At 67.4% G+C, this 20,852-nt stretch carries 20 protein-coding genes; 14 read left to right on the forward strand and 6 right to left on the reverse strand.

The genetic code is table 11. The features are described from left to right. Positions 1-9: 9 nt before the first annotated feature. From IT779_RS31765 to IT779_RS31800, 8 genes are read left to right on the forward strand one after another with little or no spacing between them, the layout of a single operon-like run. Positions 10-309: a phosphopantetheine-binding protein gene (locus IT779_RS31765; protein WP_196153166.1), complete on the forward strand. Its 300-nt coding sequence runs from the start codon at positions 10-12 to the stop codon at positions 307-309. Beyond that, positions 306-1,340 carry a BtrH N-terminal domain-containing protein gene (locus IT779_RS31770; protein ID WP_196153167.1) on the forward strand — a complete coding sequence of 345 codons (1,035 nt, stop codon included), beginning with the start codon at positions 306-308 and terminating at the stop codon, positions 1,338-1,340. The genes IT779_RS31765 and IT779_RS31770 overlap by 4 nt, the downstream gene beginning before the upstream one ends. Further along, a complete protein-coding gene (locus tag IT779_RS31775) occupies positions 1,337-2,077 on the forward strand; it encodes an SDR family NAD(P)-dependent oxidoreductase (protein ID WP_196153168.1) in 741 nt (246 codons plus the stop codon). Before IT779_RS31770 ends, IT779_RS31775 begins: the two co-directional genes overlap by 4 nt. A 21-nt stretch (positions 2,078-2,098) precedes the next feature. Continuing rightward, the gene (locus IT779_RS31780; protein WP_196153169.1) at positions 2,099-3,385 is read left to right on the forward strand and encodes a glycosyltransferase; all 1,287 of its coding nucleotides are present in this window, start codon (positions 2,099-2,101) and stop codon (positions 3,383-3,385) included. After that, positions 3,382-4,365, forward strand: a complete 984-nt coding sequence (locus IT779_RS31785; RefSeq protein ID WP_196153170.1) for a Gfo/Idh/MocA family protein — start codon at positions 3,382-3,384, stop codon at positions 4,363-4,365. Before IT779_RS31780 ends, IT779_RS31785 begins: the two co-directional genes overlap by 4 nt. A 38-nt stretch (positions 4,366-4,403) precedes the next feature. After that, positions 4,404-5,492 carry an inositol-3-phosphate synthase gene (locus IT779_RS31790; RefSeq protein WP_196153171.1) on the forward strand — a complete coding sequence of 363 codons (1,089 nt, stop codon included), beginning with the start codon at positions 4,404-4,406 and terminating at the stop codon, positions 5,490-5,492. Positions 5,493-5,545: 53 nt separating this feature from the next. Beyond that, positions 5,546-6,808 (forward strand): MFS transporter, encoded by a 1,263-nt coding sequence (locus tag IT779_RS31795; protein WP_196153172.1) that lies wholly within the window; start codon positions 5,546-5,548, stop codon positions 6,806-6,808. Next, complete coding sequence (locus IT779_RS31800; protein ID WP_196153173.1) at positions 6,801-7,916, forward strand: hypothetical protein; 1,116 nt, start codon at positions 6,801-6,803, stop codon at positions 7,914-7,916. The genes IT779_RS31795 and IT779_RS31800 overlap by 8 nt, the downstream gene beginning before the upstream one ends. A 38-nt stretch (positions 7,917-7,954) precedes the next feature. Here the strand turns inward: IT779_RS31800 and IT779_RS31805 are convergent, their stop codons facing one another. Next, positions 7,955-8,506 (reverse strand): AAA family ATPase, encoded by a 552-nt coding sequence (locus tag IT779_RS31805; protein ID WP_196153174.1) that lies wholly within the window; start codon positions 8,504-8,506, stop codon positions 7,955-7,957. A 161-nt stretch (positions 8,507-8,667) separates the two neighbouring features. On the opposite strand from IT779_RS31805, the gene IT779_RS31810 reads away from it, so the two are divergent. Continuing rightward, positions 8,668-9,912, forward strand: a complete 1,245-nt coding sequence (locus tag IT779_RS31810) for an acyltransferase domain-containing protein (RefSeq protein WP_196153175.1) — start codon at positions 8,668-8,670, stop codon at positions 9,910-9,912. A gap of 2 nt (positions 9,913-9,914) precedes the next feature. Continuing rightward, a complete protein-coding gene (locus tag IT779_RS31815) occupies positions 9,915-10,868 on the forward strand; it encodes a GDP-L-fucose synthase family protein (RefSeq protein ID WP_196153176.1) in 954 nt (317 codons plus the stop codon). A gap of 8 nt (positions 10,869-10,876) precedes the next feature. Here IT779_RS31815 and IT779_RS31820 read toward each other — a convergent pair whose 3' ends face one another. Beyond that, positions 10,877-11,722 (reverse strand): MaoC/PaaZ C-terminal domain-containing protein, encoded by an 846-nt coding sequence (locus tag IT779_RS31820; protein WP_196153177.1) that lies wholly within the window; start codon positions 11,720-11,722, stop codon positions 10,877-10,879. A gap of 33 nt (positions 11,723-11,755) precedes the next feature. Here IT779_RS31820 and IT779_RS31825 point away from each other — a divergent pair, with 33 nt between their 5' ends. Continuing rightward, positions 11,756-12,397 carry an HAD family hydrolase gene (locus IT779_RS31825; RefSeq protein ID WP_196153178.1) on the forward strand — a complete coding sequence of 214 codons (642 nt, stop codon included), beginning with the start codon at positions 11,756-11,758 and terminating at the stop codon, positions 12,395-12,397. Here the strand turns inward: IT779_RS31825 and IT779_RS31830 are convergent. The 3 genes from IT779_RS31830 to IT779_RS31840 form a co-directional block, all read right to left on the reverse strand. Further along, positions 12,384-13,199, reverse strand: coding sequence for a mycofactocin-coupled SDR family oxidoreductase (locus IT779_RS31830; protein WP_196153179.1), 816 nt, complete (start codon positions 13,197-13,199; stop codon positions 12,384-12,386). The two genes, IT779_RS31825 and IT779_RS31830, sit on opposite strands and share 14 nt — an antisense overlap. 70 nt (positions 13,200-13,269) lie before the next feature. Then, positions 13,270-14,259 (reverse strand): helix-turn-helix domain-containing protein, encoded by a 990-nt coding sequence (locus IT779_RS31835; protein WP_196153180.1) that lies wholly within the window; start codon positions 14,257-14,259, stop codon positions 13,270-13,272. Between the two features lie 62 nt (positions 14,260-14,321). After that, a complete protein-coding gene (locus tag IT779_RS31840) occupies positions 14,322-15,458 on the reverse strand; it encodes a 4-hydroxybenzoate 3-monooxygenase (protein WP_232542305.1) in 1,137 nt (378 codons plus the stop codon). 881 nt (positions 15,459-16,339) lie between these two features. On the opposite strand from IT779_RS31840, the gene IT779_RS31845 reads away from it, so the two are divergent. After that, complete coding sequence (locus IT779_RS31845) at positions 16,340-17,605, forward strand: hypothetical protein (protein ID WP_196153182.1); 1,266 nt, start codon at positions 16,340-16,342, stop codon at positions 17,603-17,605. A 346-nt stretch (positions 17,606-17,951) separates the two neighbouring features. Then, the gene (locus tag IT779_RS31850) at positions 17,952-18,572 is read left to right on the forward strand and encodes a DUF6461 domain-containing protein (protein WP_196153183.1); all 621 of its coding nucleotides are present in this window, start codon (positions 17,952-17,954) and stop codon (positions 18,570-18,572) included. Positions 18,573-18,677: 105 nt separating this feature from the next. Here IT779_RS31850 and IT779_RS31855 read toward each other — a convergent pair whose 3' ends face one another. After that, on the reverse strand, positions 18,678-19,202 hold the full coding sequence (locus tag IT779_RS31855) for a CGNR zinc finger domain-containing protein (protein ID WP_196153184.1): 525 nt from the start codon (positions 19,200-19,202) through the stop codon (positions 18,678-18,680). A gap of 351 nt (positions 19,203-19,553) precedes the next feature. Between IT779_RS31855 and IT779_RS31860 the strand changes: the two genes are divergently transcribed. Further along, a complete protein-coding gene (locus IT779_RS31860) occupies positions 19,554-20,828 on the forward strand; it encodes a 3-keto-5-aminohexanoate cleavage protein (RefSeq protein WP_196153185.1) in 1,275 nt (424 codons plus the stop codon). Positions 20,829-20,852 lie beyond the last annotated feature (24 nt).

Consider the following 20,852-nt stretch of genomic DNA (forward strand, 5'->3'; position numbering starts at 1 on the left):
GAGAAATCCATGACCGAGAACCCGACCCGTACCGACCGGGCCACCGACGAGCGCGACATCGTGATGGATCTCATCATCGCGGTGTTGTCCGAGCGGCCGCATCTGCCGAACTCGCTGGACGCGACGACGACCCTGCTGGAGATCGGCATGGACTCGCTCGATCTGATCGTCGTGTTCGCCCGATTCGAGGAGCGTTGGGCCGTGCCCTACAGCGAGGAGGAGACCGACTGGACCGTCTTCGAGACCCTCGGCGCGCTCGCGGACACACTGGTCGCTCGCGCGCACGCCGCGGGACGGGACCTGCGATGACCGCGGTCGCGCGGCCCGAGCCCGCTTTCGACCAGCGCGGCGCGCTCGGGTGGAACGATCGGGCCCTGGACGGGCTGAACTGCGTACTGCGGTGTGTCGAGGCGGTTCTGCGCTTCCGTGGACTCGAACCGCTCCCGGTGGCGCGGGCACTCAACGGCGCGCTCGACCCGGTCGGGCGCGATCTGGCCAGGGATTTCGACGGATGCCAGGTGCGTTACCGCACCGACTTCGACGACGGTGCCCGCAATCTGCCCTTCGTCCTGGATCGGCTCGACGCGGGCGAACCGGTCATGGTGCTGCCGGACCGGTTCCACCTGCCCGGCGACGTCTACGAAGGGCGCTACCACTTCCACGATCACGCGGTCCTCGCGACCGGATGGTCCCCGCACCGGCGCGAGATGACGGTATTGGATACCGACGCCGATGCCGCGGACGGATTCCGGCGCCGCTGGGTGATCACCGATGCCACGGCGCGGCTGTTCACCTGGGTCGGCACGGTCGAGACGACCGGGACACCGGACGACCGCTCCGGCGCGGTGTACTTCGCCGAGCGGGTCGGTCGCGACACACCGCTGCTGATCGCAGGCGCCACCGCGCTCGGTGCCCTCCTGGACGAACTCGGCGCCGAGGGACTGGGACTCGTGACCGCCCGCGCCCTGCACGTTCTGGTCCTCGGCGACATCCAGCCCCTGCTGTTCGTCTACGCCAACGCGCTGTCGGTGACCGAGGACGGACTGCCGCCCGCGGTGGCCGAGGTGCGTTCGGCCGCCGCGGCGGCGCGCGTGTGCGCCAAGCGGTTGGGGCTCGCCCTCATCGCCGCGCACGAGAACGCCGATCCCGCGGCGACCTACCCGAGGGTGTTGGTACTGGCGGGTCCGCTGCGCAGCGCACTGGACGAACTGGGCGCGGCGTTGGTCGCCGCGGGCGGCACCGAGGGGCCGCGCGATCCGACGGCGCTGCCGCGGCTGCGGACGCGGTTCGCGCATATCGAACGGACCTGCTTCCCGATCTCCGAAAGCGCTGCCGGATGAGCGCGCCGGTGGCGCTGGTGACCGGCGGATCGGGTCCGCTCGGCACGGCGATCGTCCGTGCGCTGGCCGGTTCCGGATATTCGGTCGCGGTGCACGCTCATCGCAATGCCGAGGGCGCGAAGGCGGCCGCGGAGGACGTGCGCGTGTTCGGTGCGAAGTCGGAGGTGATATCGGCCGACCTCGCGGCACCGCAGGCACCCGAGCAGATGGTGCGGCGGGTGGTCGCCGAGTTCGGCGGGCTCGACACCCTCGTCGTCAACCACGGCGTGCATCGGGACCGGCCCGTGGTCGCCGTCAGCGATACCGAATGGGACGAGCAGATGGACACCAATCTGGCGGGTACGTTCCGCAGCGTGCGCGCGGCACTACGGGTGATGACCCGCAGGTCGAGGGGGCGGCTGGTACTCGTGTCCTCGGTCGCCGGGCTGCGCGGGCAGCCGGGCCAGGCGGTGTACGCGGCGAGCAAGGCAGGCCTGCACGGCCTGATGTGGACCACCGCGCGCGAATACGGCCGGTTCGGGATCACCTGCAACTGCGTGGCCCCTGGCTTGGTCGCCGATTCGCCCGCGCACGCGAGCATGTCGGATCGGGCGCGGCACTCGGTGATCGAGCGCACGCCGCTGGGCCGGGCGGGCCGGGCCGAGGAGATCGCCGCGGTGGTGGCCTTCCTGTGCTCGCCCGCGGCCTCCTATGTCTCCGGACAGGTGATTGCGGTCGACGGTGGGATGACGAGCTGATGGAGCCGACGAGGTGGCGCGATGAGTGAGCGAATTCTGTTCTTTCCCTGGGGTTTCGGAGGTGGTGCGGCCTATACGGGCCGATGCCTGGTACTGGCGCGGGCCCTCGCGGACGCGGGCGACGAGGTGGTCTTCGCCGATACCGGCCTCAACGCCTTGGTGCGCGAGGCGGGCTTCGCGGTGCTGGAATCCGTTGCGGGCGCGCCACAGCCGAGCGCTCCGCGCTCGATCCCACCGTATCTGCCCTTCGCCGATGTGGAACGGGTCTTCGCGGTGGCGGCGACCTTCCATCGCGAGGAGCGGGTCCGCGCGCGGCTCGACGCCGACGCCGAACTGATCCGGCGATACGCGCCGACGGCGGTGGTCATCGACATGTCGCCGACCGCGGCGCTGGCCGCGCGGGCGGCGGGCGTGCCCGTGATCTCCTTGGCTGACGCCGATTTCGTGACCCACCGCGCCAACGGCTGGATGCCGTGGTCGACGGTGGCACCGCGCGCGCTGCTCCCGCATCCGCCGAGTCTGCCCGTATGGGACGGCATCTCGCGCGAACTGGGGCTCGGCCCGGTCGAGCGGGCCGAACATCTGCTGTGGGGCGAGCGCACGCTGATCTCGAGCCATCCCGACCTGGAGCGGGTCGGCGGACCCGCCTTTCGCGGCGAGGTGGCCTACGTCGGTCCCATGTACTGGAATCCGCCACGTCCGGACGGTGATCCGCCGCCGGAGACCGACCTGCCGAAGGTCTATGTCACCATCGGCAGCGGCGGCATCGCGGGAAAGCGGGCGTTGGACACCGTTTTCGCTGCCTGCGCCGGTCGGCCGTGGTCGGTCTACGTGTCCGCCGGGTCGGTCGACACCACCGAGTCGACCGTGCCGGACAATGTCCGCCTGGCCGGATTCACGGGTTTGGATACGCCGCTGGCCTGGGCGGACGCGGTGGTCAGCCACGGTGGCTCGGCGACGGTGCTGGCCACCCTCGCGCACGGAAAGCCGTCGGTCGTCATGCCGTTCATGTCCGAACAGGAGATGAACGGCAGGCAGTTGATCGCGGATACCGGCGCGGGTGTGCTGCTGCGCACCAGCGCCACCACCACGCACGGACGGCTGGAGTTCACCGACCGGTACTCCGGGCCGTCGCGGCAGCCGTACGTCGGCGTCGACGATGTGCGCCTGGGGATCGAGGAGATACTGGGCGACCCCGGTTTCACCGCGTCCGCCCGGTGGTGGGGTACCCGATTGCGCGAGTGCTCGGCTGCGGCCGACCTCGTCGGGCGCACCCACTCGGCGAGCGCGGTCGGGGTGGGCCGATGAGTACGCCCGTCATCGGCATCGTCGGCTGCGGCGATATCGGCGCCATGTACGCCGCCCACCTCGACGCTCTCGGACCCTATCCGCTGATCTGCGTCGATCCCGACGCCGATCGAGCCGCGCAGGTGGCCGAAGCGGCGAAGACGGCGAGCGTCGCGGCCTCGGTGCGTGAGTTGCTCGAGCGCGGTTGCGACGCGGCGCTGGTCACCTCGTCGACCGCGAGCCACCCGCCGTTGGTCGAGGCGTTGGTCACCGCCGATATCCCGGTGCTGTGCGAGAAACCGCTCGCCACCGACCCGCGCGAGACCGAGCGGCTCGGCATCCTCGCCGAACAGCGCGGTGTCCCACTGTGGGTCGGCTTCCAACGGCACTTCGACCCCGGTTTCGCCGACCTGCGCGCACGGACGGCGGCCGGACAGCTCGGCCGCGTGCACGTCCTTCGCATGGTCTCCCACGACATGACTCCGCCGCCGACCGCGCGGCTACGCGCCAGCGGTACCATCTTCACCGACCTGATGCTGCACGATTTCGACCTCGCGCGCTGGCTCACCGGGCGTTCGGTCGCGCGGGTCAGCGCCGACGGCGCCGCGCTGTCGCGCCCCGAACTGGCCGAGATCGACGACTACGACAGCGTCACCGCCATGCTCCGGCTCGACGACGGCGCCCTGGCGGTGCTGACTGCCGGACGGTGGCAGCCGCTCGGCTACGACGTGCGCGCCGAGATCCTCGGCGAGCGCGGCAATCTGCTCGCGGGCCCTGACCACGCGCAGGAGCCGGGCGAGCAGACCACCCCGCACCACCGCGGGTACTGGGACCGCTTCGCAGACGCCTACCGAGCCCAGCTCGCGGCGTTCCTGGTCGAGGTCGCGGGCGGTCCCCACGACCCGGCCGCGGGCGGATGGCGTGACTCGCACGCCGCCCTGGTCTGCGCGCGGGCCGCCGAGCGGTCCGCGCGATCGGGAGCGATACCGACGGCCCCGTGACGGGGCCTCCCCTCGCGAGAACCCTGCGAAAGGAAATCATGAGCGAGATCCGAGTTGCCATAGTCGGCGTGGGCAACTGCGCCGCGTCACTGGTCCAAGGCGTCCACTATTACCGCGATGCGGACCCGACCTCCTCCGTTCCCGGCCTGATGCACGTGGACTTCGGCGGGTATCACGTGCGCGATCTACGATTCGTGGCCGCCTTCGACGTCGATGCCAAGAAGGTCGGCCAGGATCTTGCGGTCGCGATCACCGCGTCGGAGAACAACACGATCCGCATCTGCGATGTGCCCCCCACCGGGGTCGTCGTCCAGCGTGGACCGACCCTGGACGGTTTCGGCCGCTACTACCGTGAGGTGGTCACCGAATCCGAGGAGACGCCGGTGGACGTGGTCGCCGCGTTGCGCGCGGCGAAGGTCGACGTGCTGATCTCCTATCTGCCCGTCGGCAGCGAACAGGCCGACCGTTTCTACGCGCAGTGCTGCCTGGACGCCGGAATCGCCTTCGTCAACGCGCTTCCGGTCTTCATCGCCTCGGATCCGGTGTGGGCCGCGAAGTTCGCCGAGGCCGGTGTGCCGATCATCGGCGATGACATCAAATCCCAAGTGGGCGCGACGATCACCCATCGCGCGCTGGCACGGTTGTTCGAGGACCGCGGCGTGCACCTGGAACGGACGATGCAGCTCAATGTCGGTGGCAACATGGATTTCAGGAACATGCTCGAGCCCGAGCGGCTGATCTCGAAGCGGGTGTCGAAGACGCGGTCGGTGACCTCGCAGGTCGAGCGCGGGCTGGCCGAGCAGGATGTCCACATCGGACCTTCCGATCACGTGGCGTGGCTCGACGATCGCAAGTGGGCCTACGTCCGACTGGAGGGCCGGGCCTTCGGTGACGTACCGATCGCGCTCGAATACAAACTGGAGGTGTGGGATTCGCCGAATTCCGCGGGCGTCATCATAGATGCCGTGCGTGCGGCGAAACTCGCGCTGGACCGAGGCATCGGCGGCGCGTTGGAAGCACCATCGTCGTACTTCATGAAATCGCCACCGACGCAGTATCGCGACTCCGACGCGCGCGACGCGGTCGAGGCGTTCATCGAAGGGGGGCCGAACGCGCCCGCTCGATAATGGGCACCCGTGCACGTGCCCACCGTCGCGACCCGAGGAGATGACCTACCCGTATGGCACCGGCAGCAACCGTGGTTCGGCAACACACTCGCGAGCGGGACTTCCGTCTGCTGTGGATCGGCTCGGGCATCAGCCAGCTGTGCGGAATGGCGACCGTCGTCGCCTTTCCACTGCTGGCCGCGCAGACCCTCGGGGCGTGTATCGGCGAGGTCGGCCTCATCACCGCGGCGGGATATCTGCCGTGGCTGCTGCTGACCCTGCCCGCCGGTGTCTACGCCGGGCGACTGCGACCTCGGCTCGTACTCGCCGCTGCCGACCTCAGCCGCGCGGTGATCGTCGCGATGGTGCCGCTACTGGCGGTGACCGGGCATCTGGCGCTGTGGCATCTGTACCTGTCCAACGTGCTGGTGAGTTGCGCGACCGTGTTCTACGAGATCGTGTACCTGTCCATGCCCCCGAAGTTGCTGCCCCGAGACATGTTGATCCACGGCAACATTCGCCTGCAAGCGGCCCGCGCGGTGGCACTGGCGTTCGGGCCGGGACTGGCCGGATTCACCGTCCAGTTCATCGGCCCCGAGGCCGCGCCGCTGCTCAATACCGCCGGATTCACCGCCTCGGTGCTCTGTAACCTGATGATGCGCTCGCGGATCGATGCGTCCGCGCCGCAGACCGAGAAGCACAGCGTCCTCGAAGATCTCGTCGAAGCGATCCGGTTCGTCGCGGGCCGATCGGTCATTCTCGCCTCAACCGCGGCCTCCGCGGTCGGCAACTGCTGTTTCGCCGCCTACGAAGCCCTGGTCGTGCTCTTCCTGACCGTCGACGTCGGGGTCGCTCCCGGCGCGCTGGGCATATTGCTCGGCGCGGTCGGAATCGGCGGGTTGATCGGCGCGTTCGCCGCCGGTCGGGTCAGCCGATGGCTCGGCACCGCGCGTGCGGTATGGATACCGGCTGCGGTCCTGGCTCCCGCGGGCCTGCTGCTTCCGTTCACCCGATCCGGGTCCGGGGTGTTCCTGTTTCTGGCCGGAGCGCTGCTCTTCCACGCGGGCTACGCGGTCTTCACCGTCGGCCAGGCGACGCTGGTGCAGATGCTCACCCCCGACGAACTGCTGCCGCGCACCGTCGCGTGCGTCCGATTCATCAGCCGCGGCATGCTGTTCGTCGGCGGCCTGGTCGGCGGCGGACTCGGCGCACTGTTCGGAACCCGGATCGGACTCGCCGTCGTGATGGTCGTGTGGCTCAGCGCCCCGCTCATCACCGCCACCTCACGCCTGCGCACCTGGCGTGACATTCCCACGTTGGAGAAGATTCATGACTGACACGATCGACATCGTCATCACCACCATCGGTGCCGGGGAGTTCCTGGATCAGTTCACCGATACCCTCGCCGAGGCCGGTGCCCGTCTCGTGGTCATCCCCGACCGCAAGACGCCCGCGGCGTTCTACGACGCGGTCACCCGCGCTCGCGGGCGCGGGGCGCGGATCGTGGCGCCCGATATCGACGAACAGGACAGGCTGCTGGCCGAACTCGGTGTGCCGGAGCTCATTCCGTACGACTCGGACAACCGCCGCAATATCGGCTACCTGCTGTCGTATCGGGACGACAGCCTCTTCGCGGTGTCGATGGACGACGACAACCTGCCGGTGGACCGGCCGTTCCTGGACGAGCACAAGATCGTGCTGCGCGGTCCTTCGACCCACGAAGTGGTGTCCGCCGACACCGGGTGGTATAACGCCTGCGACCTGTTGACGGTCAAGCCGTGCCGGGTGTTTCCGCGCGGATTCCCCTACGGTGCAAGGGAAATCATGACGCGGTCCACCCTGGTCGAGGCGAGCGCGGATGTGCGCGTCAATGCCGGGCTCTGGCTCGATGATCCCGATGTCGACGCGGTGACCAGGCTCGCGGTCCGGCCGCAGGTGACCGATTACAGTCGCCAGGCCGTTGTGCTCGCACCGGATACCTGGTGCCCGGTCAACTCCCAGAACACCGCGGTGCATCACGACGCCCTACCGGCGTACTACTTCCTGCGTATGGGCCAGCCGATCGGCGGCGCGCCGGTGGAACGGTTCGGCGACATCTTCAGCGGCTACTTCGTGGCCGCGTGCGCCAAACACCTCGGGCACGCGGTGCGATTCGGAGGTCCGCTGGTCGATCACGAGCGCAATGCGCACGACCTGCTCGACGACCTCGCGATCGAACTGCCCGCGATCCGGTTCATGGACGAACTCTTGGACTGGCTCACGGATTTCCGCCCGGAGGGCGGCGATTACATCGCGGCCTACGAGTCGCTCAGCTACGGCCTCCAGGATTTCGCCGAGCGAGCGCGGGGGCGCGCCTACACGTCGGAGGCGCGGGCCTTCCTGCACCGCGGCGCCCATCACATGCGGCTGTGGTTGCGCGCCATCCGCACCATTTACGGCGGCTGATGCATTGGCGCGCAACCCGTTCGGTGCGCTCGGACGACTCAGCCTGCGCCGAGGATCTTGTCCACGGTCTCGGTGAGGGTCAGGTGGGTGCTGTCGATCCAGGTGCCCTCGCCCTCGAGTTCGGAACGCAGTGCCTCGTCGAGGAACGCCCAGTCGTCGGCCAATTTCTTGTCCCGCGCGGCGATCCGGTTTCCCGCGGTCTCCGGTGTCGGCGCCAACACGATCAGACGCAACGGGAGGTCCTTCATGTGCTCCTGATAGAACGTGAGGTGCGCGCGGCGCACCACCACATCGTCGATCACGGGCACCACACCGGCGGCGTGGAAGCTGCGGGCGAGCACGGTCGCGTTGCGGGCCCGCAGCAGGAGCTGCCGGTCGGCCTCGCGATCCTCCTCCGGGGAGGGCAGATGCCCGCCCGAGACGATCAGATCCTGGACATGGTCGCCTTCGATATGCGCGCCGAGCGGAAATCGGCGGGCCAACTCCTCGGATACCGAGCTCTTACCGGAACCGGGAATGCCGATCACCAGGAATACATTCGAAGCGGGGACGGTATCTACCACCGTGCCCTGGAAAGAGTCTTCTGGCATGTTTCTCCGATATCCCATCTCTTCGAGTCATCGACGGATTCCATCGAACGACAAATATCGAACTCTCGGCTATCGAACTCTCGGCCGAGCAACCCGCCGGTCCATTGATCGTGCAATACGAGGAATAGCATGAATTACGACTCGATAGCAAGGAGAGGGTCGTGCCCAGTATCCGTGCGACAGTAGCGAATTCGCCCTACCTGCTGCTCTATTCCGCCGCCGATCCGACCGAATTGGTCGAGGCAGCTCGGGCGGACGCCGATGCCATGCGCGCGGGCGGCGACCCGGCGGCAGCGGGCTCGAGGCGACCGGGACGCCGACGATTGGCGGTTGCCGCGAGCGACCGCGACGGACTCGTGGAGGGACTGAGTTTCTTCGCCGACGGCTTGGCGAGCACGCGCTGGGTGACAGGCTACGCCGACGGCGTCGCCGACCGCGTGGCATGGTGCTTCGGCGGGCACGGCAGCCAGTGGCCCGGTATGGGACGGGCACTGGCGGCCTGGTCACCGGTGGCCGCCGAAGTCCTGACCGAACTCGACGGACTCCTGCCCGGCGGTGTGCTGCACCCGTTGCGAGAAGGGCTGTGGCCCGATATCCCGGCCTCGACGCAACCACTCATCTTCGCGATCCAGGTCGCCCTCGCGCGCTGGTTGTGGGCCGAGGGCCTTCGTCCAGCGGTCGTGATCGGACACAGTCTCGGCGAGGTCGCGGCCGCGCACATCGCGGGCGCGCTGAGCCTGCGCGAGGCCGCGCTGGTGGTGCGGACCCGAAGCCGCCTGCTCGACGCGGCGGGACCGGGCGGTGTGATGGCGACCGTCGGCCTCGACAGCGGCGAGGTCGCGGCCCGCTGCGCCCGCGTGGTCGGTGGCACAGTGGTCGTGGCCGCGCACTCGGCACCGCGCGAGACCGTGGTCACCGGCGACGAGCGAGCCACGAATTCGCTGATCGCCGACCTGGAACGAGAAGGTGTGCGATGCAGGACGATTCGGATCAACGCCGCGTCGCACAGCCCGAGGGTCGATCCGGTGCTACCCGAATTGCGCGCCGAACTCGCCGATCTGGCGCCTGCACCGACGCACACGCCCTGGTTGTCGACGGTCGACCCGCTCGGGTCACCGCGTGCCGACGCCGACTACTGGGCCCGCAACCTGCGGCAACCGGTACTTTTCACCGAGGCGGTGAGCAGCGCGGCCTGCGAGGGCATCCGGGCGTATCTGGAGATCGGGCCGCATCCGGTGCTGGTGAAACCGATACGCGACACCCTGCACGCGGACGGCGTCCAAGCGCCCCTGCTGGCCGGTACCGGCCACCGCGGCACGCCCGAACCCGTGGCTTTGTCGAGGGCGTTGGGAGCGCTCTACTGCCGCGGCGCGGACACCGCGCCGTCGGAGCGAGGATCGGAGTGAACATGACCGGAATCGTTCCTCTGGACCGTTCGGCGACGGTGCTGGTGGCGGGCTCGACGGGGCTGGTCGGTTCGGCCGTGGTCCGCCATCTGCGCGAGCGCGGCTTCGGCACGGTCGTCGGTGCGCACTCCGCCGACGTCGACCTGACCGACCCGGCGGCCACCGCGGCGTTCCTCGACGCGGTCCGGCCGTCGGTGGTGGTCGATGCCGCTGCGCGTGTCGGCGGAATCCACGCCAACAACACCGAACCGGTGGAATTCCTGACCGACAATCTGCGCATACAGACGAACCTGTTCACCGCCGCGCACGCGGTGGGCGTCGATCGGCTGCTGTTCCTCGGCTCCTCGTGCGTCTACCCCAAACACAGTCCGCAGCCGATTCCCGAATCGGCCCTGCTGACAGGGGAGTTGGAACAAACCAACGACGCGTACGCCATCGCCAAGATCGCGGGTCTGATCGCGATTCGTTCCTACCGCAGGCAGTACGGCCGGAAATGGATCTCGGCGATGCCGACCAATGTCTACGGTCCCGGCGACAACTTCGATCCGGTCCGCTCCCATGTGCTGCCCGCGCTGATCCGCCGATTCCACGACGCGGCCGCGTCGGGCGCCGACGAGGTCGTCGTGTGGGGGACCGGAACCCCGCGCCGCGAATTCGTCCACGCCGACGATCTCGCGTCCGCCTGCCTGCACCTACTCGATCACTACGACGGTGCCGAACCGGTCAATGTCGGAGTCGGCGCCGATGTGAGCATCGCCCATCTCGCGACGGTGGTCGCCGAGGCCGCCGGATACACCGGCCGCATCACCTGGGACACCTCGAAACCGGATGGTACGCCGCGCAAGCTGCTCGATACCGCCCGCCTGACCGCTCTCGGCTGGAAACCGGGTATCGCGCTGGCCTACGGCATCCGCGACACTCTGCGGTGGTACACCGAATCGGTCGCGCCGTCGTGAACCGCGGATCACCCGCGGCGGGTGAAGCGACCCGCGTCCAGCACGACCCTTCGCCCGGTGCGTACCTGGAACACCGCGCCACCGTCGCGCTCCCAGATCCACACCGACAGTGCCTGTCCGGGATAGACCGGAGCGCTGAACCGGGCGGACATGGTCCCGAACAGATCGGGGTCGCCGCCGCACAGATCGCGCAGTACGGCCCGCCCGGCGAACCCGAAGGTGCACAGGCCATGCAGCAGTGGCGTGCCGAGACCGAGACGGGCGGCGACGCTCGGATCCGAATGCAGTGGGTTGCGATCGCCGCTGAGCCGGTACAGCAGAGCCTGATTCGGGGCCGTCCGGTAGTCGACCGTCCGGTCGGGCGGTCGCTCGGGCGTCTGCCACGCCATCTCGGGACCGGGATCGCCGCCGAAACCGCCCTCGCGGCGGATCGTCAGCCCGGTGCGCAGTTCGGCCAGCGTGCGTCCGGTGTCCTGCTCGACGCAGGTCGAGTCGATGACCGCCACGGCGCTTGGCCGCCGGTCGTAGAGGGCGGTCAGGCGTGAGGTCGAGACGGCGGCGCCGTGTGTCGGCAACGGTCCGAACACGGTCAGGGACTGGTGGGTGTGCAGCAGGTGGGCGGGATCGTAGTCGCCGAAGGACGGTTGCCGGTCGCGATCGAGCAACGTGGTGGCGAACGTGGGCAGTACCGCAGGGGGATGGCCAACGGAATCGTCAGTGGTGAAGCGCAATTCGGCGCCGGGATCGTCGGCACCCGCACCGACGCCGAGCGCGTAGAGCGCGGTGTCGGCGGCCTCCCAGCGCCGGTTGCCCGCGGCCCATTCGCCGCCGACCAGATCATGCCGCAATGCCATGAGTTTCGACCTTTTCAACGATTGAGGAGGGCCATGATCGATTCACTGCTCGTGGACGCGGGTGGAGTCCTGTTCAACAACATCCTCGAGGAGACCTGCTTCGTCGGGGAACTCGCCCGCCGCCACGCCGCCGACCCCGATCGCCTCATGTCGAATCTGCGCGACCGCGCGCACCGGTACGAGAGCGGCGAGCGACACGTGCACGACGTCCTGCGTGACACTCTGGCCGCCGTCGACGCCGCCGGAGCCGACGATTTCGACGGCGAGGGGGCCGATCGGCTCTATCGCGCCTGCGTGCGGCCCTACCACGAGAACATCGCCGCACTGGAGGAGGTCGTTCGCGCGCATCCGCGGCTGACCGTGGTGCTGGCCAACAACGAGGCCGAGCACTGGGACGATCTGAAGGATGCCGACTTCGGCCACTACCGACACTTCGACCGGCTGTGCTCGTCGTGGCGCATGGGCCGGGTCAAACCGTCCGCGGACTACTTCGCCGCGCTGCTCGAGCACAGTGGAACACGGCCCGAGCGGGCGCTGATGGTCGATGATCGGGCCGCGGTGATCGCCGCGGCCGAGGCAATGGGAATGCGGACCCTGCACGTGCGGACTCCGGAGGTGCTGTGCGCGCGGCTGCCCGCGATCGTCGAGGCCCTGACCTCGGTCAGAATTCGCTGACGCCCGCATCGACAGCCATCGCGTGCGCGGTGATATGGCGGGCCGCGTCAGAGGCGAGGAACAGTACCGTCTCGGCGACGTCATCGACCGAGATCCCCGGCACCGGCAGCATATTGACCAGCATGCCGCGCAGGCGGGTGTCGGCCGTGCTCGCCTGCGCCACCTGCGCCAACATGGCACGGCTGCCCATCTCGGTGTCCACGCCGGTCGGGTGGACGCTGTTGACCCGGATGTTGTGGTGGGCAAACTCGGCGGCGAATCCCTTGGCCATCCCGCGCACCGCGAATTTGCTCGTGGTGTACGGGATCATGAACGGCTGGGCTTTGAGTCCGGCGGAAGAACTGATCAGCACGACCGATCCGCCGCCCGCCTCGATCAGATGCGGTGCCGCGACGACGACGGTATTCCACGTGCCGCGCACATTGACCCCGATGGTGTCGTCGAAATCGCGCTCACTGACCTTGTCCCACGCGCGCGGGATACAGATGCCCGCGTTCGCGACGACGATGTCGAGACGCCCGAGCTCGGCGACCGCGCCGTCCACCGCGGCACGCAACGTCGCGAGATCGCGGACGTCGGCTATGGCGGTGACCACCTTCGCGCCCGCCGCGCGTACCGCGTCGGCGGTGGCTTCGAGGTCGGCCGGTTCCGGCGACCGATAGGCGACACCCGGCAGCTCACCGCACAGGTCGACGGCGATGATATCGGCCCCCTCACCCGCCATGCGCAGCGCGTGAGCGCGCCCCTGCCCCCGTGCGGCACCCGTTATCAGCGCCACCTTGTTCTGCACGATCCCGGTCATGGACCTGTCCTTTCCGACCGCGCCCAGGCGCCGTCGATCCGCGAATTGATCTGGTGCGCGGGCGGACCCGCTACCCGGCGGCGGACTGCCAGGCCGCGGGCAGCCCGCCCTCCAACGTCCTCGACTCGGCGATGGATGCGTGCGGGTGCGCGGCCAGCCATACCGCGACCGCGCGCAACGCCGAGGGCAGGTAGCCGTACCTGCGGGTGACCGCGGCCAGCTCCTCGGGTTCGGCCGCCGCGCGGCGCCCACCGATCACCGATCGGACGAGGTCGACCGCCGCATCGGGGGCCAGTGCGTCCAGCGGCATTCGCGCCGCAGGCGCGGGCGCCATCAACAGACCGGTGAGCGGTGCGCGACTGGTCACCAGCACGGCACAGCCTGCCGTACCCGGCACCAGCGGCAGGACCTGCGCGGAGGTGGCGGCGTCGTCCAACAGCACCAGGACCGATCGGCCCGCCAACATCGATCGGTAGGTGGCCGCCCGTTCGCTCTCGCCGTGCGGGATGCTCGCGCGCGGCACCCCGAGTGCGCGCAGGAATCCGCCCAATACCTCCGCGGGTGACACAGGCCCCGCCGTCCGGTCGCGACCGGCGAGATCCGCGTAGAGGGCGCCGTCGCCGAAGCGATGGGCGATCGTATGTGCGCAGCGCAGCGCCACCGTGGTCTTGCCGACACCGGCCGGGCCGTCGAGGCAGACCACCGATACCTCACCCGGCGTACTGTCGGCCACCAGCAGGCGCTGCATCTGCTCCAACGCTCCTCGGCGACCGAAAACGCGGCGCGGGGCGGCGGGCAACTGCGCCAACGGCAATTCCTCGCCTACCGCGGCGGTGGCCGCCGCCACGCGCCCGACGAGTTCCCCGTGGCTGTCCAGAACGCGATCACATGCCTGCGCCAACTCCAACGACATGGGTTTTCTGCCGTTCTCCACTTTCGACAGGTATCCCTTGTCGTAGTGGGTCGATTCCGCGAGTCGGGCCAACGAGAAGCCCGCCTTCTTGCGTAATCGCCGCAATACGATTCCATCGGTGGTCACCGCCGGAATTTCCACCGTCATTCGACCTCCCCTAGCAGAACATAGATTCGTCGCCGAGCCGCGAGCGCGGAATTCGGCGTTACTCACCCGCTCGACGACCCGAGACCGGTGTACCCCTCGGCCAGAAACGTCGCTCCGGCCGCGGAATTCGCTACCGCACGCAACTCGGCGCGCTGCCGGTGCAGATCGAAAGCGGTGGCGTCGGGCGCGCGATGCAGCATCGTTGTCATCCAGTAGGAGAAATATTGAGCCCGCCAGACACCGGCCAGCGCCCGCGGCCCGTATTCGTCGAGCACCTCGCGATCGCCGGTGCGGATGGCCCGTTCCACCACATCGGCGAGTATCCGCGCGTCCGCCAACGCCAGATTCAAGCCCTTGGCGCCCGTCGGCGGCACGGTGTGGGCGGCGTCGCCCGCGAGCACCAATCCGCCGTGGCGCATCGGCTCGCATACGAAACTCCGGAACGGCAGGACGGATTTGTCGGTGATCGGCCCTTCCCGCAGCGCGAAGTCGTCGGCCCCGCGGACCCTGGCCTGCAATTCGTCCCAGATACGATCGTCGGGCCACCGGCTGACGTCCTCGTCGGGGTCGCACTGGAAATACATCCGCTGCAAGCTCGGAGTCCGCTGACTGATCAGCGCGAATCCTCGATCGGAATGGGCGTAGACCAATTCCGCGGCACTCGGCGGCGCTGCCACGAGTACACCGAACCAGGCGAACGGGTACGCGCGGTGGAAGAACGTCCGCCGCGCGGTCGGCATCGCCGAGCGGCACACGCCACGCGAGCCGTCCGCCCCGACGATCACCTCGCAGCGCACCTCGCGGGCGTGACCATCGGAATCGGTGAACGACATGGCGGGTCGGTCACCCGCTGGATCCACCAGGCGGGTGTCGGTGACGCCGAAGCGCACGTCACCTCCATTGCGCTCACGCGCGTCGGCGAGATCGGCGAATATCTCGGTCTGCGGATACAACCACACGGCCGCGCCGACCAGCGCGGAGAAGTCGATGCGGTGACTGTGTCCGCCGAATCGCAGGTCGATGCCCGCGTGCTTGCTTCCGTGCCGCAGTATCCGGTCAGATGCCCCGGATTCCACCAGCAGACGCATATTCCGGTCCTCGAGGATCCCTGCGCGGTGGGTCGCCTCGATTGCGGCCCTTGTCCGATTGTCGATCACCACCGATTCGATACCGGCGTTCGCGAGCAGGTGCGCGAGCATCAATCCGGCGGGGCCCGCGCCGACGATCCCGACTTCCGTTCGGGTCTGTGCTGACGCCAAAGCTCTTCCCCCTCCTGCTGGACGTAATTCCTCGGAGAGCGAGCGCATGGTGTACCGAATACCCTGTCACGCAATGATATCGAGCCTGCGAGACCGTGGCGGATCCGTCGAACTCCGGTCGATCGGTCTGACTGTTCCAGATAGCAGCAATTTATCAATCCGGCGATCGCGCGGTCAACCTCGGCCGAGCCCCCCGACGATTGGCTGACGTGTCGCTACCGGCAAGGACCGCAAGGAAACTCGAAACCTACCGTAGTAGCTGCGTTGTAATCTGTTATATATCGCACACATTCGGCAGGGAGTTCGAGGACCGCTTGCGCCACCGGGAGGCGTAGTCGATCGGTGACGGATGCCGGCCACCGGCTCGGCGAGTGGATCGGGTGCGGACGCCTGTGGCGCTGTCGGGGTTCGGCTCTGGTGGGCTCGCGTAATCAACTGTAGCCAGTTCGGGGTGCCCAGCTGGATGGTGTTCGGGCTCCTCGACCCCCGGAACGCGGTCTCGACGGGCCCCCGTGCGCGGGACATGTTGTTGGAGTGTCGATCCGCGGTGATCGCCGGACGTGAGAGCGCGAGAAGGTCGGAGTAGGTCGATCCGGCACCGGCGATCAACCGGTCGAGCACGGTGTGAAACTCGCGAGCCTGTTCGGGCAACTCACTCCACAGCCGCTATCTCGATGAGCCGGATACTTGCTGTGACATAGTGCGGCGCAATATATTTCGTCGTCATTTTCATGGTAGGGCAGGCTCTCGCGGGGCTATAGTGTCCGGGGGTGGTCGAGCGAGGGTCTGGTGGCGGCCGCACGATCCGGGAGGGAAGATTCGTGTTCCGCAGGAAAAAGAAGGTCACTCCGGCGCGGGCGGCGACCCAGGTCGGCGCATCGAACGCGGCGAATGTGGAACGTGTCATCGTCCTGCATCGCGGCGCCGCACCCCACCCGGATCAACTGCGTCAACTCGTCGAATATGTTCTCGGCGTCCCCACCTACAACCTGCACGTCACCGCGAGCCGAGTGGACGAACCCACCGTGGATGTGGCGTATGCGCTGATCGCCAGGTTCCAATCCGAGGGCACCATCGGCGCCGACGCACTCGACCGCGCGAGCTTCCAATCGTTGAAGACTTCGCTCGGACCGATCGTTGTGGTCGTCGTTCGCGGGAGCGGCCCCCCGGAGCGGCATGCGTATGCGCCTTCGCCTTCGCCCGCACTGCCCGACGAGCCGATTCGACACGACGGGTACGTCTGCCCCCTCTGCGGGTTCTCGCAGGTGCTGACACAGAGGCAGACCGCCAGAGCGCAATGGCAACTCGACGAGGAACGCAGTGTGGCGCACGATTTTGCCGTGACACTGATGTTCTGCGCCGCCTGCGAGACACTCATCAACGACGACGTGAACGGTGACAGGGCAGTCGTATACCAGAGATTGACCACACAGGCGGGCGCGCCGGCTCCGCGAACTTCCGAGATGGTGCACGAGGTGATGCATCATGTGACGCGAGTGCGGGCACTGTCCGAACCGGAGCGACAGCACGACTACGATGATGTCCGGCAGACGTGGCACTGCCTCGACCTGCGCTACATCCCGGAAGGCGAGCTCGAGGATGCCGTAACCAGGATCATCGACGGATATTTCGCCGAAGGCGCCAATGAGTTCCAGGTGCAGACGTTGGAGAACCACGTCGTACAACTGTCGTTCAGCACCTCGATGGGCTTCCGTCCGGTCCGGCTCTCGCGTACCTCCGATGGGGGATTCACCGCCTACGGCCAGGTCGCGCTGTACCGGTTCCTGGGGCAGGGGCGACCTGAGGCGAGCGCGCCGCAAGCGGGGGTGGGCGGAGGTGTTTCGACCGAAGACGTGCTGGATGCTGCGGTACGGGAACTCGTCACCCTCGGTCTGGCCGAGGGATTCCTCTCTCCCGACGGACCCGGCGCACGCACCGCCGAGATCGGCCGCCAACTCGACAGCGCGGGCGGGATCGATCTGATGAAAGCCGCTCACGCCGTAGTCGCGAGCCGCGTACGTCACGTTCCGGGGATGGCACGGGAACTGGATGTGGCCTGGGACGGCATCGGAGGCTGGCTCGGCTAGATCAACCCGCAGCCGGTGGCACAGCCCACCGGCTGCGATGAATCATATCAGCGCACCGCCGTGGGTTCGGCTGCCGCGGCCACCGCAGCGATCATGCCGAAGTCATTCCGGGTCTGGCGACCGTGGTCCGGTGACGGGGCCACGAGAAAGGTAACAGGGGCGATTCACAGGCGCGGTTGTCGTCGGAGTGTCGCTGGTTCACGGTACTGTCCGGCGCTATGAGTGGTTCGACCGGTGACCATGCCCGGCATCTCGATCGGTGTGGCACATCGGTTTCCGATGTGTACTGCCGCTCCTCCCTCGAGGGGGCCGCACCGGCGGGGTTTTTCGGAACGGCCACCGCGTCATGAGTGCTCAGGCCGGTGGGCTGGGATGGATGTACGGGCGCGATCTACCTCTGCTCGGTCTGACCTTCGCACGTGATGTGACCGCACGGCAGCTGCTGGAGCGGATGGGTGTCCATCGGCACACGGTAGCGGTGCGCGGGCCGGACGACTTCCTCGCCGAATTCGGTGATCTCCTCTACGAATACGACGCGTACGTGGTCACTGCGGGACAGTACGGCCGGTGGGCGTACGCCTGGGAGACGGGCAGCGGGAAGTGTATCGAAGATCGCGATCTGGTCCTTCGGGCCTCGGCCGGAACCGCGGCTGTGGTGCTGTACTACAACGAGAAGCCGATGGTGGAGTTCCTGTATGCCGAGGACGGCGAGCTCGTCACCGGGCTCAACACATTGCTGAGTATGAACCTCGCTCCACAGGACCGGGCAGGGAGCGACCCGCATCGGTTCGACGTCGAGTTGGATGCGCTGGGAGCCAGACTCGACGGGAACGAGCATCAGTACGGTCCCCTGGGATGTCGTGGCCTGTTCCACAAACTCGCCGAGAATCTCGGCGTCGGCATCGATGAGAAAGACCTCGACCAACGGCCCGTCCTCAGCGGCAGGCTCCGGCCGCCGTCCGCATAGCCGCCGCGACCGTTCACGCAGCCGCCTTACTGATCAGTTCAGAACGAGTTCGCGTAGGCGGATCACCACGCAGAGGGCGTAGTGGATGCGACAGCGACGGCACGTTCACGCGTAGGCGGCATCGCGGTACCTGCGTACCGCCATTCGATTGCCGCATTTCGGCGAGCAGTAGCGCTGCCGTCCGTTGCGAGAGGTGTCCGCGAACAGGTCGTCGCAGTTGGCGGCGGCGCAGACGCCGAGGCGGTCGATGCCGCGGGCCGCGAGATGGAACGCGGTGCCGGTCGCGATCAGCGCCGCCAACGAGTTGCCCGCCGTGACGTTGTCATCGCGGAAGTGCAGATGCCATCCGGTCGACGCGTGATCGGTGAGGCGCGGCGGCGCCGCGTAGGTCCCGAGGAGCGCGTTGAGTCGATCCGCGCGCGCCTCGGGGCGTGTCTCTTCCGCCACATTCCGCCATGCGGCAATAAAACTCGCCATGAACTCATGGTCATCGGATGTGGGCTGCTGAGCGTCGAACACCAGGCCCGCGTCGGTGCAGCGACTGATCAGGGCGGGTAGGTTCGGCGGCCATCTGTTCGCGAGGTCGACGCCGAGGCAGACAGCTTCACGTCCGTCATGGTTGAAATGCATAAGGTCATTACACCATAGTTTCAGTTGTGGACGAGAACGAATGCACGCACAGTTGGGTCTGTGTGTCTACGCATCGAATCGCGTATGGCCACACGAGCTACGAGCGATGTACGGAGTGTGGATCGTGGCGAGCCACGTCACCTGCCTGTCAGAGTAAAGCCTGCTCAGCTGCCGATGCGGCGTCGCGCGACAGCGCGTAACGGAAGGCCGCCGTCAGCGCAGGGGGATCGCCCATCCGGAGAATCGGAACATCGGCGGAGACTCGGACCGGCGCACATATCCCGGGGTGCCGAGTTTCGCCGTTCTCATGTCGCAAGGCCGCAAGAATTCGCCAAGATGGAGGGGTCGTACATGGCGAGTAAACAGCTGATCGTGGGATGCGCAGCCACCGGAGCTAAATTCACCAAGCATAACCACAGGACGACGGGCGACACGGTCATGGACCATATATCGACCGGCGCGTCCATAAAAATCGCCGAATCCGAGGCATTGCAGGAAGCGGTGACCCTGTATGCGCTTGGTTGCCGTTACTACCATTATCATGCCCGGAATCCGGCGACCGGTGAGCAATCCACCGACAATGCTATCTATCAGAGCTTGAGTCAATCTATTCAGCGTAGTTGCAATCAGGATATCCGGTTGAGTTTCGGCGCCAGTCGAAACGGCCCGGAGGTGCGCGACAGTATTGCCAGGAACGGCGAGTGGGAAAGGGTCAGCCAATGCTCGATACCGCTCCACCTCGGTGGTGCGCACTTCGTGACCATGCAGGCGGCCGTAGAACTGCAGATCATGTGTGATATCGAAAGGAAGTACGGCGTCGATGAGGTGTACGACGCACCCCATGAGCAGCTGTCGAGAATTATCCATGAGTACAGACCTTCGGGACAGACCGTAGACGCGGATTTGGCGACTCATTCGACAGCGGGTGGGTCGAATTATGGTACTACTTCCCCTGCCATACAATTCGCAACCTTCGCGAGGTCGATTCAGGCGAGACGGCAGATCGGACTGTTCGACGAAGTCGAATGGGTTCAGCGTCGTAGGAGCGTCGCGCTCACCAGATTCGCCATCGAACGGCCGGACCTGAGGCTCGGCGCGGCGGGCCAGCTCAACGTGACCATACTCTTCGGTTTCTCTCCCGCGCTGCCGTTTCCGATGCGATATTCGGACTTCAAAACCATGGTGCGGGCGGCGAAGAGCCTCGAGTACGACCTGGGTGACAAGGCGAGGCGCCGACGTCACGTCACGGTGGCGGTCGGCGCGGCGGTCCTGCCGCAACAAGCGAAGAATTTCATCGGGCCCCTCGATGTCGGCCCCGAAAGAGGAAGAATCGTGACGCCTGTCGAAAGACTGGTGCAGTATGCGGCGCAACGGGACAGCGGCGTAGATATCGTGCGCGTCGGCATGGAGGATACGCCTTTCGACGTCACTGCGGACGGCGATTTGCGGAGCACCACCAACGCCATCCTCGTCAAGACCGCGCTACACGAGCTCGAGCGAGCAGGGGCGACACCTCTGACGCGAACTCAGGAGATCGATCGGTTGGCGGTGATAGCGGGCGGTGGTGACCGCCCATGGAGGTCGGAATCCGTCGAGACAGAATACGAACTCGCGACTGTCGCATGAGCACACGTTGTCGTAGGGCACGAT

Source organism: Nocardia bovistercoris (assembly GCF_015674855.1).
GTDB classification, from domain to species: Bacteria; Actinomycetota; Actinomycetes; order Mycobacteriales; family Mycobacteriaceae; genus Nocardia; species Nocardia bovistercoris.